Here is a 14,660-nt window from a genome sequence, read left to right as displayed (position 1 = left end):
CCGTTAACTTGAAGGAAGCCTGGTGCCAAGTGCTCGAAGTCCTCAAGTGTCCAAGGCACGGTCACTACATAGTCAGGATCGTACGTTTGACATGCCCGTAGTAGCGCCGGATCAACCTGACCGTCACGATGCGGAATTAGTGCGAATCCTGCACCACCCCAGGCTTGGTTCGCTAAGTGAAGCGCCCGACGTGCCCAGTATTGCCAATGCTCACCACCATCAATAACGATTGCCACGCGGGCAGGGCGGAGGCCCCTGCTGATCGTCGAATAGGTGGTAGTCGCTCCAATCGTCATCGCGATACCCAATCACACTACGCACTGGTGGCGGAAGGTATTCGAGCTGGCTATTTCGTCAGCGCGTTGCAGGTCTCAGCTGTACCCCTCGCTCGCGCAACGCCTTCCATACGCTGCCCTTCGACTTCCCAGTGGCACGAGCGATGGCGTTGAGCGACTTCCCCTCACCGTAAAGCCGCACAGCCCAGTTGATCTCGTCCTTGGTCATCGGCTGGCACCGCATCTCGACGCCATGTTCGGCCAGGATCTTCAGCAGGCCGCCCTTGGATAGGTGGTGGATCTTGCACAGCTTGCCGGTCGATGTGCCGCTGCGGTAGGCACGAACCAACTCGGCGACGGTGTTGGCGGACAGCCGCCGATCCAGCCGACGTGGTTGAACCACGCTGCTGGCTTTGGCCGGCTGCCGCGGCGGCGTGGCAGCCAGCAGCCTGAGCACTCGCCGAAGCTGCTCTGCCTGTCGGTATTTTGAGTAGCGTCCCAGTAGGTCGACAGCGAAAACCCTTCTGACCTCGGTCGGAGGGGTTTTCTTGTGTCTCGGCACTTGACGTGGTTTGGCCAGATCGCACAGAAACCCCACACTTTTGAATCTGATCGGTTGTCCAGCATGCGCATGATGCCCGCGCGAACCCACCGGCTTCGACAGACTGTGTCGGTGGATCGGAGAGGCGTCGACGGCTCGTCGCGATCAAAACGGCTGACGCGCGATCGTGTTACGTAACTCCTTGTAACCGAGTAAATCCCGGGGACAGTGAAGGAATGAAAAAGACAGTCGATAGCGCCGTGCTCGACCGGGCGCTGGCGGATCTGGGCAGCGGCGAGAAGGTCTGGTCGAAGACGACGCTGGCCGAGCGTCGAGTACTGCTGAGTCGTGTCCATGCCTTGACCGGTCGGTACGCGGCGGACTGGGTGCGCGCGGCTACCGAGATCAAGAGCCTGGACGAGGATTCGCCCCTGTTGGGCGAGGAGTGGATGTCGGGGCCGCTCGCTCTCCTGAGCAGGCAGTGCGGCCGTCGTAGCCCTGCCGCGAAACCGCGATCGCCTCGCGATGCCGTTCCGCCCAGTCGACCAGGCCGGACAGCGAGTCGTACAGTTCGCGCGCCATCTCGGTCGCCTCGTACTCGACCCGCGGCGGGACCGTCGGGTAGACCGTGCGGGTCAGCAGGCCATCGCGTTCCAGGTTCCGCAGGGTGAGCGTGAGCATGCGGCGGCTGATCCCCTGCACCGAGCGTTCGAGTTCGGTGAACCGCACCGGACCGCGCGTCGCCTCCAGCAGGATGCCGATCACCCACTTCCCGCTGATCCGGTTCACGACCTCCATCACCGTGCACACCGCGAATTTCGCCGGGTCGAAGTCCGTGGCCTCGTCGGTCACAGCGATGTTCCCCTGGGACATGAAAGTGCCTCCTTCCGCACTTGCCCATGGTCACACATGATGGGCACTGTAACAAGAGATGCCCTGGCCACGACCAGCGGAAACTCTCCCCTGTGCCGGTTATGGAGGACTTTGTCATGCCCGAAACCGCTCGGCATCGCGGCGCGGCGCTCGCCGTGCTGTCGGCCGCCTCGCTGATGGTGGTGCTCGACAGCTCGATCGTCGCGGTCGCCCTGCCGGTGATCCAGACCGACCTCGGGTTCAGCGCGCCCGGGCTCGCCTGGGTGGTCAACGCCTACCTCGTCGCGTTCGGCGGCCTGCTCCTGCTGTCCGGACGCCTGGGCGATCTGGTCGGACGGCGGCGGGTGTTCCTCGTCGGCCTCGTCGTTTTCACCGCCGCTTCGCTGGCCGCTGGCCTTTCGCCCAACGCCACGACGCTGGTGGTCGCGCGGTTTATTCAAGGCGTCGGCGGTGCTCTGACGTCCGCGGTCGTCTTGGGCATGATCGTGACGCTCTATCCCGAGCCACGCGCCCGCGTCCGCGCGATCGGCGTCTACAGCTTCACCCAAGCCGCGGGCGCGTCGATCGGCATGGTCGCCGGCGGCGCGCTTACCCAAGGCCTCGATTGGCACTGGACCTTCTACATCAACCTGCCCATCGGCATCGCCGCGCTCGTGCTGACTCCGATGGTCGTCGCGTCCGACCGGGGTCTCGGACTGCGCACCGGCATCGACGTCCTGGGCGCGCTGCTGGTCACCGCTGGCGTGATGTTGCTGGTGCTGGGCATCGTGCAGGCTGGCGACGCTGGCTGGACTTTCCTGACGATCGCGACGCTTGCTTCCGCCGTCGTCCTGCTCCTGCTGTTCCTGCTGCGCCAGGCCCGGACGCGAACTCCGTTGCTGCCGCTGCGATTGCTTCGGGTGCGCGCGATCAGCGGCGCCAACCTGACGATGGTCGTGATGGTCGCCGGATTCCTGGGATTCCAGTTCGTCACCGCGCTGTACCTGCAGCAGGTCCTCGGTTTCGACGCGCTGACAACGGGTTTCGCCTTCGTCCCGACGCCGGTCATGATCGCCGCGTTCTCGCTCGGTCTCGCCGACTGGCTGAACACCCGCTTCTCCCCGCGCGCGGTCCTGGTCGCCGGGCTGCTGACGACGTCGGTCGCCTTCCTGTACCTGACCCAAGTCCAGACTTCTGGCGGCTACGCGTCGCACGTGCTGCCGTCGCTGGTCCTGATGGGAGCCGGGGCGGGGATGGCGATCCCGGCGCTGATGGGCTTGGCGATGTCCGCCGCGACGCCGGAGGACTCCGGGGTGACGTCCGGACTGATCACCACGACCCAGCAGGTCGGCGGCGCTCTCGGAACCGCCGTGCTGGCCACCGCCGCCGCGACCCGGACGGCCGAACTGCTCGGCGGGGGTGCTTCGGAGAAGGAGGCGCTGGCGTCGGGATTCCGAGTGGCTTACGGCTTCAGCGCCGGGTTGACCGCGCTCGCCGCGATCCTTGCCGCGGTGATCCTGGGCCGCCGAGCCGCTGCGGCTCCAGCCGACACCGCCGCCGAACCGGTCGCGTCCTGACGTCGTGCCTCGTGAGTGGCGATTCCGCATCGCCACTCACGAGACCGCGGCACTAGGTCGCTCGCCCTGTTGCCGCGAGGTAGCCGACCAGCCCGTGGTGCCCGCGCCGCATCATCCACGCGTGGTTGGCGCGGAAGAACGGCCGGGCGACGACGTCCAGCCTGCGCAGCAACGGTTTCCGCACCTGAACGTGCTGCGTGATCTCCAGCCGGGAACCCCCGCGCTCGGCATGGATCGTCCCGGCGAGCACCCCGTCGAGGTCGCCGCTCAGCCGGACGCGCACCCGCAGCCCCGCCGCGTCCTGCTGCTCCCGGTGCATCGCGATGACGATCCGGTACGGCAGCCTCGACCGGCAGACGATCCGGGCGGTGTCGTCGTCGACCTGGCGCACCGACTGGACGTCCGGCCACCACCGCGGATAGGACTCGAGGTCGACGATCGCGTCGAACACCCGTCCCGGGAGAGTCGGCAGCCACCAGTCGCTCCGGAACGAATACTCGGCGTCCCTCTTCTTCTCGAGGACCACAGACCGCCCCTCTCTCCCGGTCACCGGAACGCGTGCTTGTCGATCTTGACCGCCGTTTCCTAGGCTGGCCATCCCTTGGTACGCCGCCGCCTGAACCATCGAGGAGGCCTGCCGTGCCGTCAGCCGCCCGAACCGCCCTGGCCGCGGTGCTGACCGCGACGCTAGTCGGCTGCGGCTCCCCCGCACCGCCGCCGGCAGCGCCCGCTTTCACCGCGACCCTCACCTCGCCGACGAACGTCGTCCTGCACTGGCCGCCCGACCCGGCCGCGGCGGGCTACCTCCTCGAATACGCCAACGCCGCCGACGGCCCGTGGACCGCGCTGCAGTACCTCCCGCCCGGCCAGACCACTTATACCCACCCGAACCTGATCCCGGAAACGCCGTTCTACTACCGAGTCCGTTCGTTCGCCGGTCCGGTATCGGCGACAGTTACGGCTGGTGGCGCTTCCGGTACCGCCGCTCCCGCTGCCTCGAAGTCCGCCCCGGCCGACCTCACCGCGACCCACGCAGCTGACCAGAGCCTGCACTTCGCCTGGACCGACCACTCGACCGACGAAGCCGGTTTCCTGCTGGAGATCCGCCGCCCGGGCGCGCCGGATTTCGCCCCGGTCGAGGTGACCGATCCCAACGCGACGCAGTGCGCGCTGTCGCTCTTGCCCGGCGAACAAGGCTCGGCTTTCCGCATCCGAGCGCTGTCCTACGGCCCGCTTTCCCCTGTCGTCGAGCGCACGACCGGAAAGGACTGACCCCTTACCCCGCGCAGCGAAGAGCCGCCCGGCACGGAGACCGGGCGGCTCTTTGTGTCTCGCAGCATCGCGATGTGCGGCTGACGCGCGTCAGGCCGGGTTCAGCACCTCCGCGAGGAACTCGCCGGTGTAGCTCCCCTCGGTGGCCGCCACCTGCTCGGGCGTTCCCTCGGCGATGACCGTTCCGCCGCCGGAGCCGCCTTCCGGGCCCATGTCCACGATCCAGTCGGACGTCTTGATCACGTCGAGGTTGTGCTCGATCACGATCACCGTGTTTCCCTTGTCCACCAGACCGTTGATCACGCCGATCAGCTTGCTGATGTCCTCGAAGTGCAGGCCGGTGGTCGGCTCGTCGAGGATGTAGACGGTCTTGCCGGTGGAGCGCTTCTGCAGTTCGCTCGCCAGCTTCACGCGCTGGGCCTCGCCGCCGGACAGGGTCGGGGCGGGCTGGCCGAGCCGGACGTAGCCGAGACCGACGTCGACGAGGGTCTGCAGGTGCCGGTGGATCGCCTTGATCGGCTCGAAGAACTCGGCCGCCTCCTCGATCGGCATGTCCAGCACGTCGGACACCGTCTTGCCCTTGTAGTGCACCTCGAGCGTTTCCCGGTTGTACCGGGCGCCCTTGCACACCTCGCACGGGACGTAGACGTCCGGCAGGAAGTTCATCTCGATCTTGATCGTGCCGTCGCCCGCGCACGCCTCGCAGCGCCCGCCCTTGACGTTGAACGAGAAGCGGCCCTGCTGGTACCCGCGGACCTTCGCCTCGGTGGTCGCGGCGAACAGCTTGCGCACGTGGTCCCACACGCCGGTGTAGGTGGCCGCGTTGGACCGCGGCGTGCGGCCGATCGGCGACTGGTCGACACGCACCAGCTTGTCCACGTTGGCGAGGCCGTTGACCCGGGTGTGCCGGCCCGGGACCTGGCGCGCGCCGTTGAGCTTGTTCGCCAGCACCTGCGCGAGGATGTCGTTGACCAGGGTCGACTTGCCCGACCCGGACACGCCGGTGATCGACACGAGGCAGCCGAGCGGGAACGACACGTCGATGCCGCGCAGGTTGTGCTCGCGCGCGCCCACCACGGTGAGCTGCCGCTTCTTGTCGACCGGCCGCCGGATCGCCGGGATCTCGATCTGGCGCCGCCCGGACAGGTACGCGCCGGTGATCGATTCCTTGTTCTTCAGGATCTTCTTGTACGGGCCGCTGTGCACGATGTGCCCGCCGTGCTCGCCCGCGCCCGGGCCGATGTCGACCACCCAGTCGCTGGCCCGGATGGTGTCCTCGTCGTGCTCGACCACGATCAGCGTGTTGCCGAGGTTGCGCAGCCGCGTGAGCGTCTCGATGAGCCGGTGGTTGTCGCGCTGGTGCAGGCCGATCGACGGCTCGTCCAGCACGTACAGCACGCCCACCAGGCCGGAGCCGATCTGCGTCGCCAGCCGGATGCGCTGCGCCTCGCCGCCGGACAGCGTGCCGGACGCGCGGTCGAGCGACAGGTAGGTGAGCCCGACGTCGAGCAGGAAGCGCAGCCGCGCCTGGATCTCCTTCAGCACCGCGCCCGCGATCATCGCCTCGCGCGGGCCGAGGACCAGGTGGTCGAGGAACTCCGACGCCTCCGCGATGGACAGCGCGCAGACCTCGGCGATCGACCGGTCGCCCTGCGTCGCGTGCTCCAGCGTGACCGCGAGGATCTCCGGCTTGAGCCGGGTGCCCTGGCACGCCGGGCACGGCACCTCGCGCATGTAGCCCTCGTACCGCTCGCGCATGTACTCCGAGTCGGTCTGCTCGAGGCGGCGCTCCAGGAACGGGATGACGCCCTCGAAGGCCGCGTAGTACGAGCGCTGCCTGCCGTAGCGGTTGCGGTAGCGGACGTGCACCTGCTCGTCGACGCCGTGCAGCACCGCCTTCTGCACCTTCGCCGGGAGCCGCCGCCACGGCGTGTCCATGCGGAACCCGACCGCCTCCGACAGCGATTCCAGCAGCCGCAGGAAGTAGTCGGCGCTCTGCCCGCCGGCCCACGGCGCGATGGCTCCCTCGGACAGCGACAGCTCGTCGTCCGGCACCACGAGTTCCGGGTCGACCTCCTTGCGGATGCCGATGCCGGTGCACTCGGGGCACGCGCCGTAGGGCGAGTTGAACGAGAACGACCGGGGTTCGAGGTCCTCGATCGCCAGCGGGTGGCCGTTGGGGCAGGCCAGGTTCTCGGAGAAGCCGCGCACGCGGTGCGGGTCGTTCTCGTCCAGGTCGACGAAGTCGAGTTCGACCAGGCCGTCGGCCAGCCGCAGCGCGGTTTCCACCGAGTCGGTGAGCCGCTGCCGCGCGCTGGTCTTGACCGTGAGCCGGTCGATCACCACGCCGATCTGGTGCTTTTCCTGCTTCTTCAGCTTCGGCGGGTCGGTGAGCGGGTGCACCGTGCCGTCGACGACCACGCGCGCGTAGCCCTGCTGCTGCAGGTTCTGGAACAGGTCGAGGTACTCGCCCTTGCGCCCGCGCACGACCGGCGCGAGCACCTGGAACTTGGTGCCCTCGGGCATCTCCAGCACCTGGTCGACGATCTGCTGCGGCGTCTGCTTGCTGATCGCCTCGCCGCACTTCGGGCAATGCGCCTTGCCGGCGCGGGCGTAGAGCAGCCGCAGGTAGTCGTAGACCTCGGTGATGGTGCCGACGGTCGACCGCGGGTTGCGCGAGGTCGACTTCTGGTCGATCGACACCGCGGGCGAGAGGCCCTCGATGAAGTCGACGTCCGGCTTGTCCATCTGCCCGAGGAACTGCCGGGCATACGCCGACAGCGACTCCACGTACCGCCGCTGCCCCTCGGCGAAGATCGTGTCGAAGGCAAGGCTCGACTTGCCCGACCCGGACAGGCCGGTGAACACGATCATGCTGTCGCGGGGCAGATCGAGATCCACGCCGCGGAGGTTGTGCTCGCGCGCTCCGCGAACAACGAGGCGATCAGCCACGCCTTCGTCCCTTCCATCGTTCTGCTCGGTGGCCCGCCGGGAGATCCGGTGCCGGCGGACGTGCCCAGGGTAGGGACGACCACCGACAAAAACCGGACCGCACGTGTTCTGCCTGGGCTTTTCCGCTCTCCGGGGGCCGGGGGAAGCGGCCCGCGGCGGGGTCGCCGGACGCTGTCGGAGGCCCCGCGCGGCAGAGCGGATGCGCGGGCTGGCCCGGTTCCACGATACAGGTCCGCGAAGGCTGCCCGGCCCCGGTGCACGGCGGGTGCACGGCCCTCCCGAACCGGCGCGGGGCAGGGCGTTCCGGCGGGTTTTCCGGAAGTTGTCGTACCCGGCCGATACGTTCTGGGCGTGGCGAGCGACGAAGCCGGAGCAGTGCGGATCTACGCGGCGGGGAGAGGCGGCGACAGCCCGGGACCGGGCGGCTGGTCCGCGCTGCTGAAGTACGGAGAGCATCAGAAGTCTCTTGCCGGAGGGGCGGCGGACACGACCGCAGGCCGCATGGCGGTGACGGCGGCGCTGGAAGCACTCGAAAGCTTGAAACGGCCGGTCCGCGTGCACCTCTACAGCGACAGCGAGTATCTGCGCACCGCGCTGAGCGACCAGGCGTCCGACGACCTCCTCTCCCGGCTCCGCACCTGTGCCGCCCGCCACCAGATCACCTGGCGCACGGCCGACGATCCGGACACCCGCGCCCTCCTCGCCGAACTGGCCGACCGCGCGACGGAAGCCCGTCCCAGCGGGCGGCCGATCGCCCCGCCGGAAGACGACGAGTGCAGGCACGGCATGACCAAGGCCTACTGCGCCGACTGCCGCCAGCTCGACGCGGGAGTCCTGCCGACCGGATACCGCACGGCGGGCGGCAACGCTTACCACAACGACGCCGACTGCTACTGGCTGCGCAGGGGCCAGCAGCGGCAGGAGCGGATGGGGCGCGACACCCACGAGATCGTCCGGATCGCCTGGGCGGCGGTGATCCCGGGCGAGCTCGCACCGTGCGAACACTGCTGCACGCCGGAGTGGCTGCAGCGGAATCGGCGCGGCGGAGGGTTCAGCCGCTCTGCATGACGCACCGGACCCGGTCGAACCGGCCCGCGGCGAGGTCGTCCTCGCGGATCAGCCAGTACAGCACGCCGACGTCGCCCCACATCAAGCCCGCGTCGCCGTCGCTGTCGATCTGGGCGAGCAAGGCCCAGCGCAGCGCTTCGTCGGCGAGCTCCGCCTCGGCCGCGTCGTCAGGCAGGACCGCCGCGGCGACCTCGTCCTCCGGCGGCCCCTGGATCGGCCACGAGCAGCCGCCGATCTGGTGGTACGGCGCGGCCGTCGACTCGCTCAGGTGGTCGAAGAACTCCTCGGACCAGTTGCTGGGATCGGAAAGCGGGAGCCCGTCGCGGGCGAGCGTGCGGCGAAGCACCTCCTGCTCGGAGTTCGGGAACGTACCGGTGATTTCCGCGGACACCTCCAGCCGCGGATAGACGTCGACGCCCTCCGGCGCGGCCCGTTCGGCGGTCTCGGCGCCTGCCGGAACGACCACGACCCCGCCGAGCGCGGTCAGATCGACCGGCCCCTCGGCCTCGAACCAGTCGTCGCAGTAGAAGAACAGCAACGAACCCGACGCGGGCAGCTCGATCCCGCCGGGCACCCGGGGCAGCGCCGCGCAGTCCACTGAGGCGACGAAATTCATCGGCAGCTCGCCACGCCAGGCCGGCCATTCCACGTCCGCGGGCAACGCCGGGCTCCCGCCGAGACAGCCGACGCGGACGCCGTTCCCGGCGGTGTTCAGCCGCGCCGCGGGCCGGAAGACGGTTTCCCACGCCTCGGCCACGTCCGGCGGCAGGTTCTCGCGCGCCAGCTCGGCGAGCGGGTCGATCCAAGAGGTCATGCGACGATCTTGACAGCAGGCACCGACAAAAACGGCCGCGTGGCCGCCGCGCGGGTGATCCGGCTACCGTGGGGACTCGTGAACATCGCCGACACTTACACCGGACACGTCGAACCGGGCGGCGACGCCGCGCGCCGGACGCTGGACGGGCTGACCATCACCAAGCTCTCCGTTGGCCCGATGGACAACAACGCGTACCTGCTCGTGTGCCGCGCGGAGAACGAAGCGCTGCTGATCGACGCGGCCAACGACCCGGAGCGCATCTCAGACCTGATCGGCCACGGCCCCGACCGCCCCGCGCTGCGCACCGTGGTGACGACCCACCAGCACGCCGACCACTGGCAGGCGCTGGGCGCGGTAGCCGGAGCGAACGGCGCGAACACCGCGGCGCACCCCCTGGACGCGGAACCGCTGCCGGTGCCCCCGGACTTCCTGGTCGAACACGGAGACACCCTGAAGGTCGGCGAGGTGACACTCGAGGTGATCCACCTGCGCGGCCACACGCCCGGGTCGATCGCGTTGCTGTACCGGGATCCGTCCGGCCACCCGCACTTGTTCACCGGGGACTCGCTGTTCCCGGGCGGGGTCGGGAAGACTGGAACTCCGGAGCAGTTCACGTCGCTGCTGGACGATGTCGAGTCGCGGATTTTCGATCAGCTGCCGGACGACACATGGTTCTACCCGGGACACGGGGACGACTCGACGCTGGGCGAGCAGCGGCCGCATCTGACGGAGTGGCGCGAACGCGGCTGGTGAACTAGGCGTGTTCTGAAACGGGGCTGTCTCCCGGAGGCGGCCCCGTTTGCTCTTGAGCCCCACTCATCCGCCGTCCACAGAAGACTGACTGATCACCGCCGACGGCGGAACAACCCCCGGCGTTTCGGCGGGGCCAGCACGTCCGCCATCTCCTGCAGGAAAGCCTTCTCGTCCACCGGCACACCGTCCTGCCGAGGCACGTACCCGCTCGCCAGCCACTCCCCCAGCCGTGCCGTTCGCCCGTTTCCCCGGCCCTCGTTGGCCAGCGTGAAGAAGCGGCAGACGGACGAGCCGGCGGGGAGCACGATCGCGGCGAAATACGACTCGGCGGGTCCGATCGCGCCGGCGAAGGCGACCAGCAACAGTTCGTGCCCGTCGATTTCCGTCAGCCGGCCGTGCGGGACGTCCAGCGGGCGGCGCTGCTCGGCCGGCAGGTAGGCGCCGATGTCCGCCCAGCCTTTCGCCAGGAATTCGTTGGGGGTCTGGTTTCCCGCCCGCATCCCGGAGAGCAGGAGGGCGCCGTAATCCAGGGCGGCCGGTCCCAGCACCCGGGTCACGAACACGAAATTGTGCGGTTCCCGCGGTACCGACGGGTCGTCGGCTAGCGGGCCTTCCGTTGCGTCGGCGGCGACCTCGGCGGACGAACGGAAGCGGATCTCGTCGCCCTGCTGAACGGTCAACTGGGTCATTTCCCCGGCACGCCACAAGTAAACGTGCGGCGACAGCTCGCGCGGGCCTTCGACGAACAGTTCGGCCGTGCGTTCGGCCACCCCGGTCAGCGTGCCGTACGAACCTTCCTCCTGCGGAAAGAACAGCAAATGCCGGTCAGTGGGAACGGCGCACACCAAGCCGCCGGGCGGCACGTCTTTTCCGGTCAGTTTCCGGTACAGCTGGTCGAAAACGAGCACCTGGCTGGCAATGGACCCGGATTCCCCGGACAGCAGATGAAATGCGCCGCCGTCGGCGATGTGCACTATTTCGTGCCGTTCGACCGGCAACGCGGCCAGATTCCGTTCCGCCTGTTCCAGCGGGGTGCCCTGGGAATCGTCGATCGAGCGGGTCACGTACTCCCCGTCCACTTCGACGCCCGGCGGCACCTCGAACGTCAGCACGGCGTACAGGCCAGGTGCGAATTCGGGCGTCGTGCCATCGCCGGGGGCCAGGAATTCCGCCGGGACGAGCCGGAGCGTCAACTCGCCGTGTGCTGCTGTCATCCACCCTAGCTTTCCGTGCGATTCGTCCCGGTCGACCGGGATGGTACGGAAAATCCCCGGCCTCGTGAGGGGAATTCGGCCGTCTTCGTGCCCGAAGCATTGCCGGGCGGCGCGATACCCGGTACGACACATCAAGGTCAACTCGAAGTCGGGAGACGGCATGACAGGTCAGTTGTGGTCACGGCGGACGCTGCTCGGCGGCGCGGCGGGCAGCGCGGCGCTCTTCGTAGCCGGCTGTGCGGCGAGCCAGGGACCCCGGGCCGCCGCCGCACCGGCACCGGGCGCGCGGGTGATGATCATCCGGCACGGCGAAAAACCCGCCGGTTCGAGCGGGCCGCAGGGCATCGACGCGAACGGCGCCGCCGACTCGCATTCGCTGACCGTCCGCGGCTGGACCCGGGCCGGCGCGCTCGTCGAACTGTTCGCCCCGTCGACCGGCGCGCTCCGCGACGGGCTGGCCCGTCCGACGGCCGTCTACGCCGCGGGCGGAGACGGCGGCGAGGGCACCCGGCCGCGCGAAACCGCCACGCCGCTGGCCGAACGGCTCGGCGGGAAGCTCGTCACGACCTACGCGAAAGGCAGCGAAGCCCAGCTCGCCGCCGAGGTCTCGCGCCGTGCCGAACCGACGCTGATCAGCTGGCAGCACGAGGAAATCCCGGCGCTGGCCGCCGCGTTCGGCGCGACCGCGCCGAAGAAGTGGCCGGACGACCGGTTCGATCTGGTCTGGGTCCTCACCCCGGCCGGTTCCGGGTGGACGCTCGCCCAAGTCCCGCAACTGCTGCTCGCCGGCGACCGGCCGGACCCGATCCAGTGACCCGTGCGGCCGGTGCGCCTGCCAAGAACGCACCGGCCGCACGAGAATCGAACTTCAGTTCTGCCGCTCGTAAGGCAGCTTCTCCCCCGCCTCCACGGCGAACGGCAGGTGATTCCCCTCAGGCGGCAACGGGCACGTCGCGAAGTCCGTGAACGCGCAAGGCAGGTTCACGGCCCGGTTGAAGTCCAGCGTCACCGTTCCGTCCTCGGACGAGGCGACCGGCAGGGAACGGTTCGCGGCATACGTGGTAACACCGCTGGTCGAGTCGGTGAAAAGAATGCTGTACCCGCCGGTCTTGCCGTTGAACGCCGTCAAAACATGCTCGACACCGTCACGCTCGAAGACAACCCGGCCCGGCGCGGTGTAGACATGCGACAGTCCTTCCACTACCGCGCCGACAGTCGTCGGGCGTGGTTCGTCGAAGGCTTCGAAGCGGCCAGTCAGGACCCACGCCGGATCGGGTTCGTACGCGGGTACGCCGTGGAATTCGCGCAGCACCGGGGCTTTCGGGTCGTGCACGCGGATCAAGTAGCCCGACCGGCGCGCGACCTCGATTTCCACCGAGCCCGCCGTCACGCGGGTGCCCGCGCCGCTGTTCACCAGCTCGAACCGGTGGACATCAGTCAGCAAAGCGCCTTCGTGCCGCAACTCCCCGCCAGCCGGGTCGACGTAGGCGGCTTCGTCGTCCTGCCACCATCGGCCGGGCAGTCCGGGGTAGGTGCGGGGCGAATTCTCGAGCCAGTCGAGCGACACCAGCGCCAGCCAGCCGTACGGATCGGCCAGCGTCTTTTCCCGTTCCGCTTTCCAGTCCTGCCACGCCTGTGCGAACTCCACCGCCATGTCCGGATCCCTTCAGAGAGTGTCCACGGCACAACACCGGCCCCGGCATGGCATTCCGGCTCCCAGCACGTGAGAACGGTAGGGTCGCCGGGTGGCGGAGCAGACGGAACAAACCGTGGAGATCTACACCGACGGCGCGTGCAGCGGCAACCCCGGGCCGGGCGGCTGGGGCGCGCTCCTGCGGTACGGCAAGCACGAGCGCGAGCTGTACGGGGCCGAGGACACCGTCACCACCAACAACCGCATGGAGCTGATGGCTCCGATCCGCGCGCTGGAAAGCCTCACCCGCGCGGCCGTGGTGCGGATCTACACCGACAGCACGTACGTCCGCAACGGCATCCTCCAGTGGATGCCGCGCTGGAAGAAAAACGGCTGGCAGACGCAGGCGAAGCAGCCGGTCAAGAACGCCGACCTCTGGCAGCGCCTCGACGCCGCCTGCCAGCGGCACGAGGTCGAATGGCTGTGGGTCAAGGGCCATGCCGGGCTTCCGGAGAACGAGCGCGCGGACAAGCTCGCGGTCAAGGGATCGCAGGAAGCCGCCGCGGCCGGGGTGCGCCGGGCCCGCGGCTGAACCGTGCGGATCAACTCCCGCGCTTGGCCTTACCGGTTCGACAAGGTTCCGTGGACCGAGATCGCCGCTCGGTTTCGCGAGACGGCGGCGGCGCATCCGGAGTTCCGCCACCTCGCGGACATCGTCGCGACAGCGTTCTGGCCCGCGAAGGCGAGCACCGGCTGACGGGACTCGCCTCGATGCACGATCTGGTCGTCGCGGCCCGCCCGCTTCCGGCGGTCCCGCTGTTCTGGCGGTTCATGATCGAGAAGTTCGGCGCAGCGTCCGTCCACCGACAAAAAAATTAGTCTTGACAAGGAGAACAATCGGCGGGCAAGCTCGGCAGCATCAGAACGCCGAGAGGACAAGCCATGCCGAAGTTCACGACCGTCGCCGAGTACGTCGCCGCGCAGCCCGAAGCGCTCCGCGAGGTCTACTCCGCTCTGCTGCCCGTGCTCGACGACGCGATGCCGAACCCGGCCGAGCTCTACCACGGCGCGCCCACCTGGAAGGCGGGCAAAAACCCGGTCTGCCTCGCGAAGGCGTACAGCTCGTACGTGACGCTCGCCTTCTGGCGCGGCCAGCTGCTCGACGGAGGTCTCGAACCGAGCGCCCGCGAGATGGCGCACGTGAAGCTGCGCAGCGCCGGGGACGTCGAGGCGAAGCAGATCGCCGCCTGGGTGCGGCAGGCTCTCGCGCTGGAGACAGAATCAGCGGCGTGACCAACCCCTGCCCCTGCGGGCTGCCCGAGCCCTACGCCGACTGCTGCGGCCGGTTCCACCGCGACGACCAGCACGCCCCGACCGCCGAGCGGCTGATGCGGTCGCGATACTGCGCGTTCGCCGTCGGCGAGCCCGATTACCTCCTCGAGACCTGGCATCCGGACACCCGCCCGAAGCGGCTGCGTCTCGATCCCGCGCAGGAGTGGACCCAGCTGGAGATCCTCGGCCGGACCGGCGGCTCGCTGCTGCAGAATGAGGGGACCGTCGAGTTCCGCGCGCACTACCGCCACCAGGGGCGCGACGACTCCCAGCACGAGAACAGCCGGTTCGTCCGCGAGGGCGGGCGCTGGTACTACGTCGACGCGCTCTAACGAGAACCGCGGGCGAAAATCGGGCGAAAAGACCCCGTCGAG

The 14,660-nt window shown here is 68.8% G+C and carries 16 protein-coding genes; 9 read left to right on the top strand and 7 right to left on the bottom strand.

What is annotated here, in order from left to right:
* Positions 1-354 precede the first annotated feature (354 nt).
* Complete coding sequence (locus ACWDNU_RS27205) at positions 355-732, bottom strand: helix-turn-helix domain-containing protein (protein ID WP_355282629.1); 378 nt, start codon at positions 730-732, stop codon at positions 355-357.
* A 489-nt stretch (positions 733-1,221) separates the two neighbouring features.
* A complete protein-coding gene (locus tag ACWDNU_RS27200; RefSeq protein WP_449670975.1) occupies positions 1,222-1,689 on the bottom strand; it encodes a winged helix-turn-helix transcriptional regulator in 468 nt (155 codons plus the stop codon).
* A 116-nt stretch (positions 1,690-1,805) separates the two neighbouring features.
* Between ACWDNU_RS27200 and ACWDNU_RS27195 the strand changes: the two genes are divergently transcribed.
* Positions 1,806-3,245 (top strand): MFS transporter, encoded by a 1,440-nt coding sequence (locus ACWDNU_RS27195; protein ID WP_449670974.1) that lies wholly within the window; start codon positions 1,806-1,808, stop codon positions 3,243-3,245.
* 52 nt (positions 3,246-3,297) lie between these two features.
* Here the strand turns inward: ACWDNU_RS27195 and ACWDNU_RS27190 are convergent, their stop codons facing one another.
* Positions 3,298-3,771, bottom strand: coding sequence for an SRPBCC family protein (locus ACWDNU_RS27190; RefSeq protein WP_449670973.1), 474 nt, complete (start codon positions 3,769-3,771; stop codon positions 3,298-3,300).
* Positions 3,772-3,884: 113 nt separating this feature from the next.
* Here ACWDNU_RS27190 and ACWDNU_RS27185 point away from each other — a divergent pair, with 113 nt between their 5' ends.
* Entirely contained in the window at positions 3,885-4,517 is a 633-nt protein-coding gene (locus ACWDNU_RS27185; RefSeq protein ID WP_449670972.1) for a fibronectin type III domain-containing protein, read from the top strand.
* 90 nt (positions 4,518-4,607) lie between these two features.
* On the opposite strand, the gene uvrA is transcribed toward ACWDNU_RS27185, so the two are convergent.
* The gene (gene uvrA, locus ACWDNU_RS27180) at positions 4,608-7,469 is read right to left on the bottom strand and encodes an excinuclease ABC subunit UvrA (RefSeq protein ID WP_370936292.1); all 2,862 of its coding nucleotides are present in this window, start codon (positions 7,467-7,469) and stop codon (positions 4,608-4,610) included.
* A 351-nt stretch (positions 7,470-7,820) separates the two neighbouring features.
* Between uvrA and ACWDNU_RS27175 the strand changes: the two genes are divergently transcribed.
* On the top strand, positions 7,821-8,537 hold the full coding sequence (locus tag ACWDNU_RS27175; RefSeq protein WP_449670971.1) for an RNase H family protein: 717 nt from the start codon (positions 7,821-7,823) through the stop codon (positions 8,535-8,537).
* Here ACWDNU_RS27175 and ACWDNU_RS27170 read toward each other — a convergent pair.
* Positions 8,521-9,351: a YwqG family protein gene (locus tag ACWDNU_RS27170; protein WP_449670970.1), complete on the bottom strand. Its 831-nt coding sequence runs from the start codon at positions 9,349-9,351 to the stop codon at positions 8,521-8,523. The genes ACWDNU_RS27175 and ACWDNU_RS27170 overlap by 17 nt on opposite strands.
* Positions 9,352-9,429: 78 nt before the next feature.
* Here ACWDNU_RS27170 and ACWDNU_RS27165 point away from each other — a divergent pair, with 78 nt between their 5' ends.
* Positions 9,430-10,107, top strand: a complete 678-nt coding sequence (locus tag ACWDNU_RS27165) for an MBL fold metallo-hydrolase (protein WP_449670969.1) — start codon at positions 9,430-9,432, stop codon at positions 10,105-10,107.
* A gap of 92 nt (positions 10,108-10,199) precedes the next feature.
* Here the strand turns inward: ACWDNU_RS27165 and ACWDNU_RS27160 are convergent, their stop codons facing one another.
* On the bottom strand, positions 10,200-11,321 hold the full coding sequence (locus ACWDNU_RS27160; protein ID WP_449670968.1) for a hypothetical protein: 1,122 nt from the start codon (positions 11,319-11,321) through the stop codon (positions 10,200-10,202).
* A gap of 160 nt (positions 11,322-11,481) precedes the next feature.
* Between ACWDNU_RS27160 and ACWDNU_RS27155 the strand changes: the two genes are divergently transcribed.
* Complete coding sequence (locus tag ACWDNU_RS27155; protein ID WP_449670967.1) at positions 11,482-12,135, top strand: hypothetical protein; 654 nt, start codon at positions 11,482-11,484, stop codon at positions 12,133-12,135.
* Between the two features lie 54 nt (positions 12,136-12,189).
* On the opposite strand, the gene ACWDNU_RS27150 is transcribed toward ACWDNU_RS27155, so the two are convergent.
* A complete protein-coding gene (locus tag ACWDNU_RS27150; RefSeq protein WP_370936286.1) occupies positions 12,190-12,975 on the bottom strand; it encodes a DUF1684 domain-containing protein in 786 nt (261 codons plus the stop codon).
* Between the two features lie 91 nt (positions 12,976-13,066).
* Between ACWDNU_RS27150 and rnhA the strand changes: the two genes are divergently transcribed.
* The 4 genes from rnhA to ACWDNU_RS27130 all read left to right on the top strand — a co-directional run bounded on the left by rnhA (position 13,067) and on the right by ACWDNU_RS27130 (position 14,618).
* Positions 13,067-13,546: a ribonuclease HI gene (gene rnhA, locus ACWDNU_RS27145; RefSeq protein WP_370936285.1), complete on the top strand. Its 480-nt coding sequence runs from the start codon at positions 13,067-13,069 to the stop codon at positions 13,544-13,546.
* Positions 13,547-13,549: 3 nt separating this feature from the next.
* Positions 13,550-13,711 carry a hypothetical protein gene (locus ACWDNU_RS27140; RefSeq protein WP_449670966.1) on the top strand — a complete coding sequence of 54 codons (162 nt, stop codon included), beginning with the start codon at positions 13,550-13,552 and terminating at the stop codon, positions 13,709-13,711.
* A gap of 185 nt (positions 13,712-13,896) precedes the next feature.
* A complete protein-coding gene (locus tag ACWDNU_RS27135; protein WP_370936283.1) occupies positions 13,897-14,247 on the top strand; it encodes a DUF1801 domain-containing protein in 351 nt (116 codons plus the stop codon).
* The gene (locus tag ACWDNU_RS27130) at positions 14,244-14,618 is read left to right on the top strand and encodes a YchJ family protein (protein WP_449670965.1); all 375 of its coding nucleotides are present in this window, start codon (positions 14,244-14,246) and stop codon (positions 14,616-14,618) included. The genes ACWDNU_RS27135 and ACWDNU_RS27130 overlap by 4 nt, the downstream gene beginning before the upstream one ends.
* Positions 14,619-14,660 lie beyond the last annotated feature (42 nt).

It is taken from the genome of Amycolatopsis sp. NPDC003676 (assembly GCF_053587275.1).
This window is presented reverse-complemented; position numbering and strand designations above follow the sequence as displayed.

Coding starts and splice junctions, on each gene's coding strand:
- ACWDNU_RS27200 (WP_449670975.1), bottom strand. CDS start 1,689: ATGTCCCAGGGGAACATCGCTGTGACCGACGAGGCCACGGACTTCGAC.
- ACWDNU_RS27195 (WP_449670974.1), top strand. CDS start 1,806: ATGCCCGAAACCGCTCGGCATCGCGGCGCGGCGCTCGCCGTGCTGTCG.
- ACWDNU_RS27170 (WP_449670970.1), bottom strand. CDS start 9,351: ATGACCTCTTGGATCGACCCGCTCGCCGAGCTGGCGCGCGAGAACCTG.
- ACWDNU_RS27160 (WP_449670968.1), bottom strand. CDS start 11,321: ATGACAGCAGCACACGGCGAGTTGACGCTCCGGCTCGTCCCGGCGGAA.
- ACWDNU_RS27155 (WP_449670967.1), top strand. CDS start 11,482: ATGACAGGTCAGTTGTGGTCACGGCGGACGCTGCTCGGCGGCGCGGCG.
- ACWDNU_RS27150 (WP_370936286.1), bottom strand. CDS start 12,975: ATGGCGGTGGAGTTCGCACAGGCGTGGCAGGACTGGAAAGCGGAACGG.
- ACWDNU_RS27135 (WP_370936283.1), top strand. CDS start 13,897: ATGCCGAAGTTCACGACCGTCGCCGAGTACGTCGCCGCGCAGCCCGAA.